Raw genomic sequence first — 18,336 nt, 5'->3', positions numbered from 1 at the left:
CCGCCCCTCCTCAACCGCCGAAGCGGCCGGCCCAATCCTGCTGCTCATGCAGGCCGACCACCTCGGCGAACTCGGCATAGCTCGCCATGGCGTCCGCCCGGCCGCGCGGAGTTCCGGCGCGCTTCAGCTCCGCCAATGTGTCGCCCACCGCGCGGATCGCGGTGAACAGCGTGCTGACGGCGTAGAACACGATGCTGAAGCCCATCTGCTGCAACTCGGACGCGGTCAGGCCGACGGTCTCGGTGCCGTCCACCACCGTCATCACCTTCGGCCCCCGGATGGCGCGCGCCACCGCCTCCGCCTCGGCGATCTTCCGGATTCCATCGACGAAAACGAGATCGATGCCGGTGTCCTGGTAGCGCCGGGCGCGCTCCAGCGCATCCTCGATCCCCGTCGCGCCCAGCGCGTCGGTGCGGCCGATGATCAGCACCTCGTCCCCGCCGCGCGCCTCCACCGCCGCCCGCAGCCGCTGCGCGCTTTCCTCCGCCTCCATCAGCCGGATGCCGGAAAGCTGGCCACAGCGCTTCGGCGCCACCTGGTCCTCCAGATGCAGCGCCGCTACGCCGGCCTGGACGTATTCGCGCAGCGTGCGGCGGATGTTCAGCACGCCGCCATAGCCCGTATCGGCGTCGGCGATGACCGGGATGCCGACGGCGCGCGTCATGCTGCGCGCATGCTCCGCCATCTCGGTTTGCGTCAGCAGGCCCAGATCGGGCTGGCCGAGCCGCACCGCCGTGGCGCCGAGGCCGGTCATGTACACGGCCGGGAAACCCGCCCGCTCCACCAGCCGCGCCGTCAGCGCATCGGGCGCGCCGGGCGCCATGACGATGCCCCCGGCCATGGCCGCGCGCAGCCTGGCCACGGGATGTTGTTGCCGGACCATCGGTGCTTCCCCTTCCCGGAAACGTCGCCGGCCGCCGGCAACGCCGATCATTGTTCCGGCCAGCTAAGCCGATATGCCGGGCGGCAGCCAGGGGGACAGCCAAGGGAACAGCCAGGGCGGCGCGGGGCCTATCCGCGCCCGTTGCCCAGCATCCCGCTCAGCGCGGCCGCCTCGCGCAGCAGCGCCGCCTCCATCGGCGCGCGGCGCGCTTCGTCCCGCAGCCGGGTCACGGTGCCGGATAGGCACAGCGCGCCGAGCAACTCGCCATCCGCGCCCCGTACCGGCGCCGCCAGTGCCGCCATCTCCGGGTCCCTTTCACCCAGCGTCACCACGAGGCCATCGCGGTTGTCGCGCAGCACATGGCCCGCGGCGCCGCGATCCAGCGGCAGCAGGCTGCCTGGCACCAGATTGTCGCGCACCGGATGGCGCCCTTCCTCGCGGAGCAGGCACAGCCGTGCCTCGCCATGGCGCACATAGAAGCTGGCATTCTCCCCGGTTTCCTCGGCCAGCCGCCGCAGCGCGGGCGGCACCAGGGCGCGCACCGGCACCGGCCCGGCGCGGGCGCCCAGCAGCACCAGGGCGGGGCCCAGCCGCCAGCGTGCGGCCCCGTCCTCGCGCAGCACCATCCGGACCCGCTCCAACGAGGCGATCAGCCGCAGCAGGGTGCTTTTGTAGAGGCCGGTGCGCCGCGCCAGTTCCGCGAGGGTCAGCGTTTCCTCACCGGCCTCAAAGGCGAACAGCACGGAAAGCGCCCGGTCCACCGCGCCGACGCCCGATTCCGGCGCATCCGGCTTGACCGGCATAGCCCCGGCCCTCCATTCTGTTTGAAAGAACTCAATTCTGTCTGACGGAACAATCCCATGTCAAGCGAAGCGGCCAGCCCTCTCCCCCTCGCCGGCCTCCGGGTTCTGGATTTCGGCCACACGGTCATGGGCCCGACCTGCGGGGTGGTGCTGGCCGATCTGGGCGCCGAGGTGATCCGCATCGAACCGCCGGAAGGCGACCGCACCCGCCGCCTGGGCGGCTTCGGCACCGGCTTCTTCGCCACCTACAACCGCAACAAGCGCTCCCTCGCGCTGAACCTGAAGGACCCGCGCGGAGCGGAGATCCTGCGCAAGCTGGTGCTGACCGCCGATGTTCTGGTGGAGAACTTCGCCCCCGGCACCATGGAGCGGCTCGGCCTGGGCTGCGAGGCGCTGCGGGCCATCAACCCACGGCTCGTTTATTGCGCCCTGAAAGGCTACCTTCCCGGCCCCTACGACACCCTGCCCGCCCTGGACGAGGTGGTGCAGATGCAGGGCGGCCTGGCCTACATGACCGGATTGCCGGGCCGGCCGATGCGCGCCGGCACCTCGGTGGTGGACATCATGGGCGGCGTGTTCGGCGTAGTCGGCATCCTGGCGGCGCTGCGCCAGCGCGAGCAAACCGGCGAAGGGCAGAAGGTGCAGGCTTCCCTGTTCGAAAGCGTCGCCTTCATGGTCGGCCAGCACATGGCCGCCGGCGCCATCGCCGGGGAACGCGTGCCGCCGATGACCGCGCGGCGCATCACCTGGGCGATCTATGACGTGTTCCAGGCCAGGGACGGGCAGGTCTTCGTTGGCGTCACCAGCGACCAGCACTGGCAGCGCCTGTGCCAGCATCTCGGGCTGGAGGAGCTGGGCGCCGATCCCGATCTGGCGACCAACGCCCAGCGCGTCGCGGCACGGGAGCGTATCATGCCGGTGCTGGAGGCCCTGATCGCCGAATGGCCGGTGGAGGAAGTGCTGCGCCGCTGCCGCGATGCCTTCATCCCCTGCGCACCGGTGGCCCATCCCGAGGACCTGTTCAACGACCCGCACCTGCTGGCCAGCGGCATCATGGGCGAAACCGCGCTGACCGACCATCTCCTGGCGCCGATTCCCATGACCCCCGTGCATCTCGGCAATAGCGAGGTCCGGCTCCGGCACCAGCCGCCGCATATCGGCGAGGGCGGCGCCGCCATCCTGTCCGAGCTGGGCATCGCGCCCGAGGAGCAGGCCGCTCTGGCGCGCGACCATGTGCTGGCCCTGCCCGCCGGGGAAGCCCCCGCGTGACCCTGCCCCGCCGCGTCGAGATCCGCGAGGAAGGCCCGCGCGAGGGCTTCCAGTTCGAGAAGGGCGAGATCCCCACCGCCCGCAAGCTGGACCTGATCGGAGCGCTGGCCGGGACCGGACTGCGCCACATCCAGGCCGTTTCCTTTGTTGATCCGCGCCGGGTGCCCGGCATGGCCGATGCCGAGGCCGTCTGCGCCAGGCTGACGCCGCATCCGGGCGTCGCCTACACCGCGCTGTGGCTGAACGCGAAGGGCTTCCTGCGGGCCCTGGTGGCGCCGAACATCGTGCTGGAAGGCAGCGTCTCGGTGTCCGCGTCGGAGGTGTTCGGCCGCCGCAACCAGAACCGCGACCGGGAACAGGACCTCGCCGCCGCCGCCGCGCTGATGGCGCTCTATGCCGAGCACCGCATCCCGCTGGCGCGCATCACCGTGATGGCCGCCTTTGGCTGCAACTTCCAGGGCGAGGTGCCGGTCGGCGCCGTGCTGGACCGGGTCGAGGCGCTGCTTTCCCTGGCCGGCGGCGCCGGGCTGAACCGGCCCTGCGTATCGCTGGCCGACACCATGGCCTGGGCCACGCCGCTCTCGATCCAGCGCGTGGTGGGCGCGGTGCGGGAGAAGTGGCCGGATGTGGAAATCTCGCTGCATCTGCACGACACGCGCGGCATGGCGATCGCCAATGCCTGGGCCGGGATGCAGCTTGGGGTGGCGCGGTTCGACGCCGCCATTGCCGGCCTTGGCGGCTGCCCCTTCGCCAAGCATGCCGGCGCGGCCGGGAATATCTGCACCGAGGATCTCGCCCTGCTTTGCGCCGAAAGCGGCATCGAGACCGGCCTGGACCTCGGAAAGCTGATCGAGGCCGCATGGCTGGCCGAGGAGGTGGTCGGCCATCCCCTTCCGGGGCGGGTCAAGCAGGGCGGGCTGCTGGCGGCCCGCGGCTGACGCGGCCGGAACCGGCATTGCCCGGACCGGCCGGCCGCCTCGGCTGAAGCTTCAGGCTTTCGGCGGCCCGCCCGGCGAACCGACGGGACGCAGCAGGCTGCCCAGCATTTCGCCGACGCCGCCCTGGCCCAGCTCGTCCTCGCGCTCCGGCACCCGGCCCTGCGGCGTCAGCCGGTCCACCAGTTCCGGCATGGTGCGGCGCAATTCCTCGATCAGGCTGTCCCGGTCGGTGCCAAGCTGCTGCGCCACGGCATCCAGTTCCTGCGGATCGAATTCCTGCTCCACCGCCTGCCGGGGGACGTCCCGGTTGGCGCCGGGCGCGACCCAGGAATCCACCTCCTCCGCGAAGCCATGCCGGCGCATGCCGCCCAGCATGCCCGCAAGCCCGCCCAGCAGGCCCCCGAGACCCGCATTGCCTGCCATGCCGCCGCCAAGGCCACCACTTCCCTGGCCGCCGCCGCCAAGCAAGCCGCCGAGAAGACCACCCAGGCCACCGCCCATTCCGGCGCCCATGCCGGGATTGGCGCCGCCGCCGCGCAACAGGCCGCCCAGCACATCGCCAATGCCGCCGCCCTGCGCCGGCGCCTGCCCTCCCGTGCGGGGATCGACCCCTGCCATGCTGCCCGTGGTATCGGAAGGCGAGGTCCCGCCGCGCAGCAACCCGCCGAGCACATCGCCGATGCCACCCTGATCCTGGCCCTGTGCTGGGCCTGCCGTGCCCTGCTGGGTCCGCGCATGCTTCATCAGCTGGTGCAGCAGCAGCGCGACGGCCGCCATCTTCACGCCGCCCGACATGCCGCCGGCAAGGCCGCCGCCGCGCTGGCCGGAAAAGAAGTCACTCATGGTCACCCTCCCGTTTCGTGTTCCCGAACAATGGGCGGGTCAGGCAACGGGATTAGGCTTCGGGGGATCAATCCGGCGCGATCATCCCATGGCGGGAATGGCGCGCCCGCCGATCAAGCGGAGGATGCGCGTGGGACGCTCGACACCCAGCAGCCTGTGGGCGATCAGGATCACGCTGCGGCCCTGTGTGGCGCTTTCCAGCGTTTCCAGGAAGGCCCGCTCCGCCACGGGATCGAGGCCGGTGGCCGGCTCGTCGAGGATGAGCACCGGGGCGGGGGACAGCAAGGCCCGGGCCAGGGCGATGCGCCGCCCCTGCCCGCCGGAAAAACGCGCGCCGCCTTCGCCGCAGCGTGTGTTCAGCCCATCGGGCAGCGCCCGCACCACCTCGGCCACGCCGGCGCGCTCCAGGGCCTGCCACAGCGCCTCGTCCCCCGCCTCGGGAGCGGCCAGGCGCAGATTGGCTGCGATGCTGTCGTCGAACAGCCGCGCATCCTGCGTCAGGCAGGCGATGCGCTGGCGGACAGCGGCACCGGACAGGGTCGCGATGTCCATCCCGCCCAGCGTGATCCGACCCTCCTGCGGGGCTGCCAGCTTGAGCAGCAGGCTTCCCAGGGTGGATTTTCCGGCGCCCGAGGGACCAAGCAGGGCCAGCCTTCCGCCTTCCGGCAGGTCGAGATCCAGCCCGTCAAACACCGGGGCCCGGTCCGGTGCCCAGGCGAAGCGCAGCCCCTCGATGCGGATGGCATGGCTGGCGGGGGGCGGCGCCGGCTCGGCCGGCTCGGCGACGGGGGGCGGCGTGTCGGCGGCCTCGAACAAGCGCTGCGCCCCTGCGCTGGCACTGGCCAGGGCGGTTCCGGCGCGCGGCAGCGCCGCCAGCACCTCCGCCGCGGCCAGGGCCAGGAACAGGCCGAGCACGGACCCGGCCACCGCGCCTTCTCCCCCGGCCAGGCCATATCCGAGCGCGCCCAGCAGCGCAGCCTGACTGAGTCCAAGGCCGCTGGCGCCGCCCCAGGCGGCGCGGCGGGCCAGGGATTTCTGCTTGCGCGCCAGAAGGTCACCGGCCTGCATCAGCCGCTCCGTGGCGCGGGCCTCGCCATTGGCCGCCAGCATGTCCTCCAGCCCGAGCAGCGGGTCCACCGCCGCGGCGCGCAACTGGCCCTGCGCCTCGGCGACCCGGGCGGCGGCGCGGCCCGCGCCGGGGGCCAGCAGCGGCGGCAGCAGCAATGCGGCGGCCAGCGGCAGCGCCACCACGGCGGCCAGCCCCGGCCCGGCGGCGCCTAGCAGCACCGCCACCGCCAGCACCACGGCCACCGCCGCCGCACCCGGCACCAGGGCGCGCAGGTAGAGCCCATCCAGCGCCTCGACGTCGGTCACGATGCGGCCCAGCAGGTCGCCCGCGCCGCGCAGGCCGAGCCCGGCCGGCAGCCGTTCCGCCAGCCGGCGGAAGAACCAGAGGCGGGTGTCCGCCAGGGCCCGGAAGGTGGCCGAATGGGTGGCCAGACGCTCCAGATAGCGGGCCACCGGCCGCAAAAGGATCAACGGCCGCAGCAGCAGCAGGGAGCCGACGGCGCCTGCCGTCAGCGCCGAATGCCGCAATCCCTCGGACACGCCACGGCCGGCCAGCGCCAGCATGGCGACACCGGCCAGGGCGGCCAGCGCCGCGATCACCACGCCCCCCAACAGCCAGCCGCGCCGGGAGCGCCACAGGCTGAGGACGCGCAGCAACAATCGAAGCATCGGGCTCATTCGCCGGCCATCCGCGCCGGGTTGGCACGGCCATCCGCCATTTCCAGCACCCGGGTGAAGCGGGCGCGCAGGGCGGAGGAATGGGTGGCGATGATCGCGGTGCGCCCGGCGCAAAGGCGGCGCAGGCTTTCCAGCAACTCGGCCTCGGTGCCGGGATCGAGATGCGCGGTAGGCTCGTCCAGCAGCACCAGGGGGGCGTTCCGCAGAAAGGCTCGGGCCATGGCGACACGCTGGGCCTGTCCGCCCGACAGGCCGTAGCCGCCCTCACCCACCATCGTGTCCAGGCCCCCGGGCAGCTTGTCGGAGAAATCGGTCACATGGGCGGCGCGGGCGGCGGCGAGGATCTCGGCCTCGGTGGCGTCGGGCCGCGCCAGGGCGATGTTGTTGCGGATGGTGTCGCGGAACAGATGCGCCTTCTGCCCCACATAGGCGGAAAGCCGCCGCAGCTCGGAGGGCCGCAGGCTGGTGGCGTCGCGGCCATTGAAGGCGATGCGCCCGCCATCCGGGCGGTTGAAGCCCATCAGCAGCCGCAGCACGGAGGATTTGCCGGCGCCGGAAGGGCCGGCCAGCACCAGCGCCTCGCCCGGCAGGGCGCGGAAGCTGAGGTCGCGCAGCGCCGGCCCGCGCGAGGGGTCATAAGTCAGGCTCACATGCTCAAAGGTCACCACCACGCTGGGCGGGATCTCGGCGAGTAGCAGGCCGGCCTCGTCCGCCTCCTCCCCCTCCAGCAGCGGGGCCAGGGCGGCGGCGGCGCCGTGGGCGGACATGCGCTCGTGATAGGCGGCGGAAAAGGCCCGCAGCGGCGCGAAGAAGCCCGGCACCATCAGCAGGCAGAACAGCGCCGCCTGCGGGTCCGGATGCCCGCCCACCAGCAGATGGCCGTGCCGCCAAGCCAGGCAGCCCAGCACCGCCGCGGCGATCACCTCCAGGCTCAGCCCGGACAGGAAGGCGACGCGCAGCACCCGCATGGTGCGGGTCCGCAGCTCATCGGCGGCGGCGCCAAGGGCCTGGGCCTCGCTCTCCTGCCGCCCGAACAGCACGATCTGCGGCAGGCCGCGCATGCGGTCGAGAAAGCGGCCGGACAGCGCCTGCAGCGCGTCGAACTGCCGCCGGCTCGCCAGCGCGGCGCCGATGCCGGTCAAGGCCATGCCGACCGGCACCATGGCCCCGGCGGCGAACAGGATGACACCGCTCAGCGGGTCCTCCGACGCGACCGCCAGGGCGATCAGCAAGGGCCCGGCGGCGGCCAGGATGGCGGCCGGCAGCCAGCGCGCGAAGTAACCGTCCAGCGCCTCGATGCGGTCCACCACCAGGGCGGCGCGCTCGCCGGCGGGGCGGGGATCGGCGGGGCCGAGGGCCAGCAGCCGGGCGAAGGCGCGGCGGCGCAGCCCAGCACGGGCGGCGGCGCCGGCATCGGCCTGGGCATGCTCCTGCGCCACGCCGAGCGCGATGCCGAGCAAGGCCAGAGCGGCGGCGGCACCCATCTCGGCCCAGCCGGAATCGCCATGGCCCAGCAGGGTCGCCAGGAGATGCGCCATGAACCAGGCCTGGGCCAGACCGCAGGCAATCGAGGCAAGGCCAAGCAGGACGGGGCGCGCCATCCGGCCCCGGCCTTGACGGGCCGTGGCGGAAAGCAGGGCGCGCGCCCGGGCTGCCTCGGCCGGCAGGGGCTGAGACATGGGCGCCTTCTAGCCGGGATTTCGCCGCACGGAAACCGCAGAGCAGGGATGGCCCGCGCTTTGCTCTCCCCTCGCGCCAATGGCTGCCGGAGGATCAGCCCCGGCAGGCAAGGGGCGCCCGGCATGCCGCCCGGCCATGGACGCCACGGCCATCATCATGCGGCGGGCTGGTGTTCCGAGATCCCTGGCGCAACGCGCCCCGCCTCCCGCGCTCAGAAGTCGAGGTCGGCGTAATGCGGCGGCGGGTTGGTGCCGCTGACACGGTCCGCCAGCAGGGGGCGAAAGGCAGGGCGGGACTTGATGCGGGCATACCAGTCCCGCGCCGCGTCGTTCAGCGACCAGTCAATATCGCCGATATAGTCGAGCGCCGAAAGATGCGCCGCCGCCGCGAGGTCGGCCAGGGACAGGGTGTTTCCGGCCAGCCAGATGCGCGTTTCCGCCAGCCAGCCGAGATAATCCAGATGCGGCTTCAGATTGGCGTAGCCGGCCCGGATCGCGCCCGCATCCGGGTTGCCGCGCCCCAGCAGCCGCTTCATCTGCTTTTCGTAAAGCAGGTTGTCCGTGACCTCGCGGGCGAACTTGCCGTCGAACCATGCGACCAGGCGGCGGACTTCCGCGCGCTCACCCAGGGTGCGGCCGAGCAGCTGGACCTCGGGATAGGCCTCGTCCAGATATTCGCAGATGGCGTAGCTGTCCGGCAGCACCAGCCCGTTCTCCTCGACCAGCACCGGGACGGTGCCGGCCGGATTCAGGGCCAGGAACTCCTCATTCCGCTCCCACACGCGCTCCGCCCGGAGTTCGAAGGGGATGCGCTTCTCGCCCAGCACGAGGCGCACCTTCCGCGAGGTCGGAGACAACGGCAATTGGTAGAGAATTCGCATTCAGTCGAGGCCGGGAACTGTCAGCAGGAAGGCGCTTATGGCATGCGCACCAGCCCAGGACCAGCCATGCATCACGCCGGATTGCCGAATGTTACGGGACGGAGGAGGCAGGCAGGCCCCCTCCTCCGCCTTCCGGATCACTCGGCGGCCATCATGGCGACATCTTCCATGGGCTGCGGCAGGTAGCGCGCATATTCCCTGGGCACGACATGCCAGAAGCTGCCGCGCTCCACCGCCCAGTCATTCAGCAGCCGGGCGGCGAGGCGCGATCCGGTCTCGCTGGCATGGCGCCCGATCAGTTCCCGCAGATAGTCTTCCCAATGCGCGGAAGCCAGTCGGCGCCACAGCAGGGTGTCGGGGTTCAGCCTTTGCTCGAAGCTGTTATCGGCGTCGTAGATGAAGGCATGGCCACCGGTGAAGCCCGCGCCGAAATTGTCGCCCACCGCACCCAGGATCACCACCGCGCCGCCGGTCATGTATTCGCAGCCATTGGCGCCGACGCCCTCCACCACCGCGATGGCGCCGGAATTGCGCACGGCGAAGCGCTCGCCTGCCTGGCCGGCGGCGAACAGCTCGCCCGCCGTCGCGCCATACAGAACGGTGTTGCCGATGATGGCGTTCTCGTTCCACACCAGGGTGGAGGATGGCGCCGGGCGCAACACGATGGAACCGCCCGACAGCCCCTTGCCGACATAGTCATTGGCGTCGCCCAGCACCTCCAGCTTCAGCCCGCGCACCGCGAAGGCGCCGAGGGACTGCCCGGCCGAGCCGCGCAGCCGCACCGTCAGGTGCCCCGGCTGCAGACCGCTCATGCCGAACTTGCGGGTGATCTTGCTGCTGATCTTGGTGCCGATGGCGCGGTGCGTGTTGCGGATGTTGTAGGCGAGCTGCATCTTCTCGCCCCGCTCGAACAGCGCCGCGGCGTCGCGGATCATGTCGGCGTCCAGCGTTTCCGGCACCTCGTTGCGGCCTTCCAGCGTGCAGAAGCGCGGGAACGGGCCGGCATCGGCCTGCACCAGCAGCGGGTTGAGGTCGAGATCGTCAAGGTCCTCGGCGCCGCGCGAAACCTGCTTCAGCAGGTCGGTGCGGCCGATCACGTCCTCCAGCTTGCGGAAGCCCAGGGACGCCAGGATCTCGCGGATCTCCTCCGCGATGAAGGAGAACAGCGCGATCACCTTCTCGGGCGAGCCCTCGAACTTCTTCCGCAGATCCTCGTCCTGGGTGCAGACGCCGACGGGGCAGGTGTTGGAATGGCACTGCCGCACCATGATGCAGCCCATGGCGACGAGGGAGGCGGTGCCGATGCCAAACTCCTCGGCGCCCAGCATGGCGGCGATCACCACGTCGCGCCCCGTCTTGAGGCCGCCATCGGTGCGCAGCTTGATGCGGTGGCGCAGCCGGTTCAGCAGCAGCACCTGATGCGTCTCGGACAGCCCCAGTTCCCAGGGCAGCCCGGCATACTTGATGGAGGACACCGGCGAGGCGCCGGTGCCGCCGGAATGGCCCGACACCAGGATGGCATCCGCCTTCGCCTTCGCCACACCCGCCGCGATGGTGCCGATGCCGGAGCGCGACACCAGTTTCACGCAGACGGAGGCATCCGGGTTGATCTGCTTCAGGTCGTAGATGAGCTGCGCCAGATCCTCGATCGAGTAGATGTCGTGGTGCGGCGGCGGGCTGATCAGCGTGACGCCCGGAGTCGCATGGCGCAGCCGGGCGATGATGCCGGACACCTTGAAGCCGGGAAGCTGCCCGCCCTCGCCGGGCTTGGCGCCCTGCGCGACCTTGATCTCGATCTCCTTGCAGTTGTTCAGGTATTCGGCGGTGACGCCAAACCGGCCCGAGGCGATCTGCTTGATGGCGGAGTTGGCGTTGTCGCCATTGGCGCGCGGGCGGGCGCGCTCCGGGTCCTCGCCGCCCTCCCCGCTGTCGGAGCGGGCGCCGATGCGGTTCATGGCGATGGACAGCGTTTCGTGCGCCTCGGGCGACAGGGCGCCGAGCGAGATGCCGGGCGCGATCAGGCGCTTGCGGATCTCGGTGATGCTTTCGACCTCGTCCACCGGCACCGGCTGGGCGGCTTCCGTGCGGAAATCGAGCAGGTCGCGCAGCGCCACCGGCGCCAGCTTGCGCACAGCCTCCGAGTAGCGCTTGAAGGTCTGGTAGCTGTCGGTCGCGACGGCGTTCTGCAGCAGGTGGATCAGGCTGCCATCGAAGGCATGCGCCTCGCCGCGGCGGCGCAGCTTGTACAGCCCGCCCACCGGCAGGACGGCGGCGGAAGTGCCCCAGGCCTGCTTGTGCATGGCCAGCACGCGCCGCGCGATGCCCAGCAGGCCGATGCCCGAGATGCGCGACTGCGTGCCGGGGAAGAACTCCGCCACCAGGGCGCGGCTCAGGCCGATCGCCTCGAAGTTCATGCCGCCGCGATAGGAGGAGAGCACCGAGATGCCCATCTTGGCCATGATCTTCAGCAGGCCCTTGTCCACCGCCTTGCGGTAGGAGGCCACGCAATCCTTCAGCGATTTCTGGCCGAACAGCCCGCGGCGGTGGCGGTCCGCGATGCTTTCCTGCGCCAGATAGGCGTTCACCGTGGTGGCGCCGGCACCGATCAGCACGGCGAAGTAATGCACGTCGACGCATTCGGCGGCGCGCACATTGAGGCTGGTGAAGGTGCGCAGCGAATGCTTCACGAGATGCGTGTGAACCGCGCCGGTCGCCAGGATCATCGGAATGGCGGCGCGCGCGGCGTCGGTCGCCTCATCCGTCAGGATCACATGGGCGCAGCCGGAGCGGACGCCTTCCTCGGCCTCGCGCTTGATGCGCTCCAGGGCGCGGCGCAGCCCGGCCTCGCCCTCGGCGGCCGGAAAGGTGGCGTCCACCACAACCACGGTGTCGCCCATGTAGCTGCGCATCGCCGCGAACTCGGCGTTCGACAGCACGGGACTGTCCAGCATCAGCATGTCGCACTGGGCCGGGTCCTCGTCGAGGATGTTGCCCAGATTGCCGAGGCGGGTCTTGATCGTCATCACCCGCGTTTCGCGCAGGCTGTCGATCGGCGGGTTGGTGACCTGGCTGAAGGTTTGCCGGAAATAATGGTGCAGCCCGCGATAGCCGGCCGAAAGCACGGCGATGGGCGTGTCGTCGCCCATGCTGCCGATCGCCTCGGCGGCATCCTCCGCCATCGGGTGCAGGATGGTTTCCAGGTCCTCCATGGTGAAGCCCATGGCGAGCTGGCGGCGGCGCAGCGCGTCGCCCTGCAACTCCTGCGCCTCATCGACCTCGTTGCGCACGATGCCGTCGATGCGTGTGGTGCGGCCGACCCATTCGCCGAAGGGATGCCGCGCGGCCAGCAGGTCCTTCAGCTCGGCATCGCCATAGAAGCGCGCCGCGTCAAGATCGACGGCGATGCACTGGCCAGGACCGACGCGCCCCTTGGCGACGATGTCGCTTTCCGCCAGCTTCACCATGCCGGTCTCGGAGCCCACGATCAGCAGGCCATTATTGGTGATGGTGTAGCGGATCGGCCGCAGGCCGTTGCGGTCGAGGCCGGCGATGGCCCAGCGGCCATCGGTGGCGCAAACGGCGGCGGGGCCGTCCCACGGCTCCATCACCGCGTTGCAGTACATGAACAGGTCGCGATGCGCCTCCGGCATCGTCGCGTTGCTGCCGATGCTTTCCGGGATCAGCATCGCCTTGGCCATCGGCGCGTCGCGGCCGCCGCGCACCAGCAGCTCGAACACATTGTCCATGGTGGCGGTGTCGGAGCCGCCGGCCTGCACCACCGGCTTGATGTCATCCATGAACGGGTCGAGCAGCTCATGGGCGAGCCGCGTCTCATGCGACTTCATCCAGTTGATGTTGCCGTGGACCGTGTTGATCTCGCCATTATGGGCAAGCATCCGGAAGGGCTGCGCCAGACGCCAGGTGGGGAAGGTGTTGGTCGAGTAGCGCTGGTGATAGATGGCGAAGCGGCTGACGAAGCGCTCGTCCTTCAGGTCCGGATAGAAGTCGGTGATGTTCTCCGCCAGGAACATGCCCTTGTAGACGATCGAGCGGCAGGACAGGCTGCACAGATACAGCTCCGGCACCTGCGCCGCGATGGCCTGCTTCTCGATGCGGCGGCGGATGACATACATGTCCCGCTCGCAGGTCGCGGCATCGCGCTGCTCGGGGTCGGAGATCAGGATCTGCTCGATCTCCGGCCGGGTCGCGTTGGCCTTCTCGCCGATGCAGGACACCTTGATCGGCACCTGGCGCCAGCCATAGATGTGGTAGCCGGCGTTCAGGATCTCGGTCTCGACGATCTGGCGGCAGCGCTCCTGCGCCGACAGGTCGGTCTTGGGCAGGAACACCATGCCCACCGCGATGCGGCCGGGGCGGAGCCAGTCGCCGCCATGCTCCACCACCTCGGCGAAGAAATCCTGCGGGATCTCGAGGTGGATGCCGGCGCCGTCGCCGGTCTTGCCGTCGGCATCCACCGCGCCGCGGTGCCACACCGCCTTCAGCGCGTCGATGCCGGCCTGCACCACGTCGCGCCGGGGCTTGCCGTCCAGCGCGGCGACGAGGCCCACGCCACAGGCATCATGCTCCGTCACATCGACATGGGCGGCGCCGCTCAGCAGGGCGGCGTTGCGGGAATAGCTTTCGGCGAAGGCGGAGCCGTTCTCGATCATGTCCATGGCTGTCACTCCGCGGCGATGGCCGGCGTCTGCTGCGCCAGCACGTATTGCTCGATCTGGTCGGCCGCGTCGCGGCCGTCACGGATGCCCCACACCACCAGGGAGGCGCCGCGCACGATGTCGCCGGCGGCGAACACGCCGGGCAGCCTGGTCATCATGCTGCGCCGGTCGATGGTCAGCGTGCCCCAGCGGGACACGGCGAGCCCGGGCTCGTTGAACATCGCCGGCAGGTCCTCGGGGTCGAAGCCCAGGGCCTTGATGACGAGGTCGGCGCCTTCGGTGAACTGGCTGCCCGGGATCGGCTCCACCTGCTGGCGGCCGGTGGCGTCGGGCAGGCCGAGATGCATCCGCGTGGCGGTGACGCCGGTGACGCGGCCATCCTCGCCCTCGAAGGCTTCCGGCGCGGACAGCCAAGCGAAGGTCACGCCCTCCTCCTCGGCATTGGCGACCTCGCGCATCGAGCCGGGCATGTTGGCCTTGTCGCGGCGATACAGGCAGGTGACGGAGGACGCTCCCTGCCGGATGGCGGTGCGCACGCAATCCATGGCCGTGTCGCCGCCGCCGATCACCACCACGCGCTTGCCGGCGGCATTCAGCGTGCCATCGGCGAATTCCGGCACGCTGTCGCCTAGATTGTCGCGGTTGGAGGCGGTCAGGTAGTCCAGCGCGGGAACGATGCCCGCGAGGTCCGCGCCGGGGCCGCCAATGTCGCGTGCCTTGTAGACGCCGGTGGCGATCAGCACGGCGTCATGCTTCGCGCGGATCTCCTCCAGCGAAATGTCGCGGCCGACCTGGCAGTTCAGCACGAACTCGATGCCGCCCGCAGCGAACTGCTCGGCGCGGCGAACCACCACCTCCTTCTCCAGCTTGAAGTTGGGGATGCCGTAGATCATCAGCCCGCCGACGCGGTCGTAGCGATCATACACCGTGACCTTCCAGCCGCGCGTGCGCAGACGTTCCGCCGCGGCCAAGCCGGCCGGGCCGGCGCCGATGATGCCGACGGAATGGTCCACCTCCCGCACGGGGGTGGGCGGCTTCACCCAGCCATTCTCCCAGGCGGTGTCGGTGACGTAGCGCTCGACTGCGCCGATGGTGACGCTCTCGAAGCCCTTCTCGATGACGCAATTGCCTTCGCAAAGGCGGTCCTGCGGGCAAACGCGGCCGCAGATCTCGGGAAAGGTGTTGGTGGCGGAGGACACCTCATAGGCTTCCTCCAGCCGCCCCTCGGCGGTCAGCTTCAGCCAGTCGGGGATGTTGTTGTTCAGCGGGCAGTGGATCGAGCAGAAGGGCACGCCGCATTGCGAACAACGGCTGGATTGCTCGCTCGCCCGTTCGGCGGTGAAGCGCTGGTAGATTTCGCCGAAGTCGGTTTTTCGCGCCGAGGCCGTCCGCTTGTCGGGCGTTTGTTGCGACAGGCGCACGAATTGCAGCATGCGGTCGGCCATGGGCGCGGGTCCTTCGGCAGGAAGGCGGATCAGCAGGGGGTGGAAGGCACCAGAAGCCGGACATGACTGGTCAGGCCGGGGGGCACCCTCCGTTCGCGCAGCTTTGCCATAGTCGCCAGGGCGAAACCAGAATAATTCGACCGTTAGGACAGAACGCGTTCCCTATTTTTTCGGTATTGCCATTCCCCTGTCTTCCTTCCGGCCAAGCTTGCTGCTTTAAATGTCCGATTCGGCCCTAGTAGGGAAATGAGCGGCGCTTGCCTCCTCCCGGGCGGAAGCGCGCAAGGTAGGACGGCACCACTGCCTCCATCGCCGTGGGGCTGATGCCGAGCTCGGCGAATCCCGCCGCTGCCTCGCCGACCACGTTGTCACGCCTCAGCTGGGCCAGCTGGTCTCGGGTCAAGGGCGGGCTGGGAAGATGCTCGCCCAGCCTCGCCTGAAGCCGCACCAAGCCATCCGGCAATTCGACCAGGCGGCGGCGGCGGCCGGTGACCTCCAGCACATAGCCCATCAGTTCGCGGAAGCTGACGACACGCGGGCCGCCCAGCTCATAGGTGCGGCCAGCCGCGTCGGGGCGCTGGCTGGCAGCGGCGATGGCATCCGCCACATCCCCGACATAGACGGGCTGGAAGCGCGTTCCGCCGCAGATCACCGGCATGAAGGGCAGCATCTGCGCCATGGCGGCGAAGCGGTTGAAGAACTGGTCCTCCGGCCCGAAGATAATGGAGGGGCGCAGAATGGTCGCCGCGGGAAAGGCTTCGCGCAGTGCCGCCTCCCCCGCCGCCTTGCTGCGCGCATAGGCGCTTTCGCTGCCCGGATCGGCGCCGATGGCGGAAACATGCACCACCCGCCCCGCGCCCGCCCGGGCGGCGGCGCGCCCGATGCGCCCTGGCAGCTCTCCCTGCACCCGGTTGAAATCGCCGGATTTCTTTTCCGCTAGGATGCCGATCAGGTTCACCACCAGCGTGGATTCGGCCACCGCCGCGGCCACCGCGTCATCGCTGCGCAGATCCGCGCGGCGCGGCACGATCTGGCCGACCCGGCCCTGGGTGGTCAGCGGCAGCGCGTCATCGGGATGGCGGGTGATGATGCGGATGTCGTATTCCAGCCGCGCCAGGCGGGGCACCAGGTGCCGCCCGATGAAACCGGAACCGCCGAAAATGGTCGCGAGGCGCCGCATCGCAATCTTCCTCCGTGATCTGTCCCAGGGACGATATGGGCCGTCAGGCGCGCCGCCAAGCCAGCGGGGCCACCGCCGCCTGATGCGCCCGAGGCTTTGACCCTCCCCTTCCCGGTCTCTATATGCAGGCATATCTGGGGCGGCCCGCGTGGCGCGCCCGCTGATCATTAAGGTTTCCGATGACCCTGCCGCTGATGCCGAAGGCCACCGCTGTGTGGCTCATCGAGAAGACATCCCTGAGCTTCGAGCAGATCGCCGACTTTGTCGGCATGCATCCCCTCGAGGTGCAGGCGATCGCCGATGGGGAGGTCGCCCAGGGTATTGTCGGGTACGACCCTGTCCAGAATGGGCAGTTGCGGCGCGAGGAGATCGAGCGCTGCGAAGGCAATCCGGATGCCCGGCTGCGGCTGCAGGAAAGCGCCATCCCTGTTCCCAAGAGCCGTGGCAAGGGCGCGCGCTATACCCCGGTTTCCAAGCGCAACGACCGGCCGGACGGCATCGCCTTCCTGCTGCGCAACTATCCCCAGCTGACCGAAGCGCAGATCAGCAAGCTGCTCGGCACCACCAAGGACACCATCGCCAAGGTGCGCGACCGCACGCACTGGAACAGCGCCAACATCAAGCCGCGCGATCCGGTGATCCTGGGGCTGTGCAGCCAATCCGACCTGAACGCCGCCGTCACCGCGGCGGGTGGCAACCCGGCCGAGCCCGCGGCCTTGTCCGAGGATGACGACGCCGCCTGAGGCGGCGTCCGGCCAGGGCCCCGCGCATGGCCGGGCCCTGGCCGGGTCGTCAAACTCGGCGGCGCGCCGGTGTTGCGGCCGCCTTGGGCAGGGGCGGCAGATCCTCGTCCAAAATAGTCAGGTGGACGGAGTAGGAAACCTCGCCCTCGTCATCGTCCCGGTGCACGGTGCCGATCACCTCTTCCTGGACGGCGACTTCCACTGACAGTCCGGGGCGGGCGGGCTTGATGAGGGTAACGCGCTCGCTGCCGAGGATTCTGCGCAGATAGGCCTGCACACGCGCGATGTCGGAGGCATCCATGCCGTGTCACTGCTCCCTGGAGTGGGTGATCGAGGCTCGTGCCCCAGAACTCAAGGCCGGTTGCGCGGCCTAGCGCCTTCTGCGCGGTGCATGGCGCCGGCGCAACCCCTGCCAAGGTCCATGAGGTGGATTGGCGGCGGCTGGAATCAAGCCGCCCCCACGGCGCTGGCCATGGGGGCGGTTCCGATGCGGCGTCAATCGCCGGCCTGGCTCAACGTGCCGGGCGCAGCCGATGCATCTCCTCCTTCAGGCGAAGCTTGGCGCGTTTCAACCGCCCCAAGGTTCCCGCGTCGGGCTGCGGGCGCTGACCCTCCGCGGCGATCTGCCGCTCCAGGGAGGCATGGCGTTCCTGTAGGCTGCGCAGGCGTGGCTCTTGCAACATCGGCGCTCCAATGTTTCAGGGTTGCTCATTTAGCCAAAGGCCCGTCCCGGCGCCCCTGCCTGCTGAAGCAGCACGAGGCGCGCCGGACCGGAGCGCGTCCCACATGCCTGACATCGGCCGATCCACGACCTGACGGCCGGGTGATGCAGATGGCCAGTGCAAAGCTGTGCGATCACGCCCGGACATGATATGGCGCTTTTCCCTGCCGTTGCGACTCAAACCGAGCAAAAGATGAGGCCCATCCTGGCCGACCGTGACAGTCTGCTTCGCCGTCTCCACGAATTGCGCAGTGAACACCGGGATCTGGATACGGTGATCTCCCGCATGGAGCTTTCCCTGCTGGACCAGTTGCAGCTCCAGCGATTGAAGAAACGCAAGCTGAAGCTGAAGGACGAGATCGCCTGGCTGGAAAGCCGGCTTCTGCCCGACATCATCGCCTGAGAGCGGATATGCGAAGGGCGCCTCGCGGCGCCCTTTCAACATCCGTTCCGTGATGCGGCTTAGCGCAGCACGATCTCGACGCGGCGGTTCTGCGGCTCGCGCACGCCGTCGGCGGTCGGCACCAGC

The 18,336-nt window shown here is 69.9% G+C and carries 15 protein-coding genes; 4 read left to right on the top strand and 11 right to left on the bottom strand.

What is annotated here, in order from left to right; genetic code table 11:
* Window positions 1–10: 10 nt before the first annotated feature.
* Entirely contained in the window at window positions 11–883 is an 873-nt protein-coding gene (locus F0Q34_RS17690; RefSeq protein WP_149813580.1) for an isocitrate lyase/PEP mutase family protein, read from the bottom strand.
* A 128-nt stretch (window positions 884–1,011) separates the two neighbouring features.
* Window positions 1,012–1,686, bottom strand: a complete 675-nt coding sequence (locus tag F0Q34_RS17685) for an IclR family transcriptional regulator (protein ID WP_149813579.1) — start codon at window positions 1,684–1,686, stop codon at window positions 1,012–1,014.
* Window positions 1,687–1,743: 57 nt separating this feature from the next.
* On the opposite strand from F0Q34_RS17685, the gene F0Q34_RS17680 reads away from it, so the two are divergent.
* Both F0Q34_RS17680 and F0Q34_RS17675 read left to right on the top strand, forming a co-directional pair.
* Complete coding sequence (locus F0Q34_RS17680; RefSeq protein WP_149813578.1) at window positions 1,744–2,955, top strand: CaiB/BaiF CoA transferase family protein; 1,212 nt, start codon at window positions 1,744–1,746, stop codon at window positions 2,953–2,955.
* Window positions 2,952–3,893: a hydroxymethylglutaryl-CoA lyase gene (locus F0Q34_RS17675; protein ID WP_149813577.1), complete on the top strand. Its 942-nt coding sequence runs from the start codon at window positions 2,952–2,954 to the stop codon at window positions 3,891–3,893. Before F0Q34_RS17680 ends, F0Q34_RS17675 begins: the two co-directional genes overlap by 4 nt.
* A gap of 51 nt (window positions 3,894–3,944) precedes the next feature.
* Here the strand turns inward: F0Q34_RS17675 and F0Q34_RS17670 are convergent, their stop codons facing one another.
* The 7 genes from F0Q34_RS17670 to F0Q34_RS17640 form a co-directional block, all read right to left on the bottom strand.
* On the bottom strand, window positions 3,945–4,736 hold the full coding sequence (locus tag F0Q34_RS17670) for a YidB family protein (protein ID WP_149813576.1): 792 nt from the start codon (window positions 4,734–4,736) through the stop codon (window positions 3,945–3,947).
* A gap of 81 nt (window positions 4,737–4,817) precedes the next feature.
* Complete coding sequence (gene cydC / locus F0Q34_RS17665; protein WP_241665563.1) at window positions 4,818–6,482, bottom strand: thiol reductant ABC exporter subunit CydC; 1,665 nt, start codon at window positions 6,480–6,482, stop codon at window positions 4,818–4,820.
* Window positions 6,479–8,161 carry a thiol reductant ABC exporter subunit CydD gene (gene cydD / locus F0Q34_RS17660; protein ID WP_149813575.1) on the bottom strand — a complete coding sequence of 561 codons (1,683 nt, stop codon included), beginning with the start codon at window positions 8,159–8,161 and terminating at the stop codon, window positions 6,479–6,481. Before cydD ends, cydC begins: the two co-directional genes overlap by 4 nt.
* A gap of 212 nt (window positions 8,162–8,373) precedes the next feature.
* Window positions 8,374–9,042: an FtsZ-binding protein FzlA gene (gene fzlA, locus F0Q34_RS17655; protein WP_149813574.1), complete on the bottom strand. Its 669-nt coding sequence runs from the start codon at window positions 9,040–9,042 to the stop codon at window positions 8,374–8,376.
* Between the two features lie 137 nt (window positions 9,043–9,179).
* Window positions 9,180–13,718 (bottom strand): glutamate synthase large subunit, encoded by a 4,539-nt coding sequence (gene gltB, locus F0Q34_RS17650; protein WP_174242074.1) that lies wholly within the window; start codon window positions 13,716–13,718, stop codon window positions 9,180–9,182.
* Between the two features lie 5 nt (window positions 13,719–13,723).
* Window positions 13,724–15,163, bottom strand: a complete 1,440-nt coding sequence (locus F0Q34_RS17645) for an NAD(P)-dependent oxidoreductase (protein ID WP_149813573.1) — start codon at window positions 15,161–15,163, stop codon at window positions 13,724–13,726.
* 235 nt (window positions 15,164–15,398) lie between these two features.
* Entirely contained in the window at window positions 15,399–16,343 is a 945-nt protein-coding gene (locus F0Q34_RS17640) for a complex I NDUFA9 subunit family protein (protein WP_456316251.1), read from the bottom strand.
* 179 nt (window positions 16,344–16,522) lie between these two features.
* Between F0Q34_RS17640 and F0Q34_RS17635 the strand changes: the two genes are divergently transcribed.
* On the top strand, window positions 16,523–17,086 hold the full coding sequence (locus F0Q34_RS17635) for a DUF1013 domain-containing protein (RefSeq protein WP_149813572.1): 564 nt from the start codon (window positions 16,523–16,525) through the stop codon (window positions 17,084–17,086).
* 49 nt (window positions 17,087–17,135) lie between these two features.
* Here the strand turns inward: F0Q34_RS17635 and F0Q34_RS17630 are convergent, their stop codons facing one another.
* Both F0Q34_RS17630 and F0Q34_RS17625 read right to left on the bottom strand, forming a co-directional pair.
* Window positions 17,136–17,387 carry a DUF3126 family protein gene (locus F0Q34_RS17630; protein ID WP_149813571.1) on the bottom strand — a complete coding sequence of 84 codons (252 nt, stop codon included), beginning with the start codon at window positions 17,385–17,387 and terminating at the stop codon, window positions 17,136–17,138.
* Window positions 17,388–17,598: 211 nt separating this feature from the next.
* Window positions 17,599–17,769, bottom strand: coding sequence for a YdcH family protein (locus F0Q34_RS17625; protein WP_149813570.1), 171 nt, complete (start codon window positions 17,767–17,769; stop codon window positions 17,599–17,601).
* A gap of 240 nt (window positions 17,770–18,009) precedes the next feature.
* Here F0Q34_RS17625 and F0Q34_RS17620 point away from each other — a divergent pair, with 240 nt between their 5' ends.
* Window positions 18,010–18,210: a DUF465 domain-containing protein gene (locus F0Q34_RS17620; RefSeq protein ID WP_149813635.1), complete on the top strand. Its 201-nt coding sequence runs from the start codon at window positions 18,010–18,012 to the stop codon at window positions 18,208–18,210.
* Window positions 18,211–18,336: the final 126 nt, after the last annotated feature.

Source organism: Teichococcus oryzae (assembly GCF_008386565.1).
GTDB classification, from domain to species: Bacteria; Pseudomonadota; Alphaproteobacteria; order Acetobacterales; family Acetobacteraceae; genus Pseudoroseomonas; species Pseudoroseomonas oryzae.
This window is presented reverse-complemented; position numbering and strand designations above follow the sequence as displayed.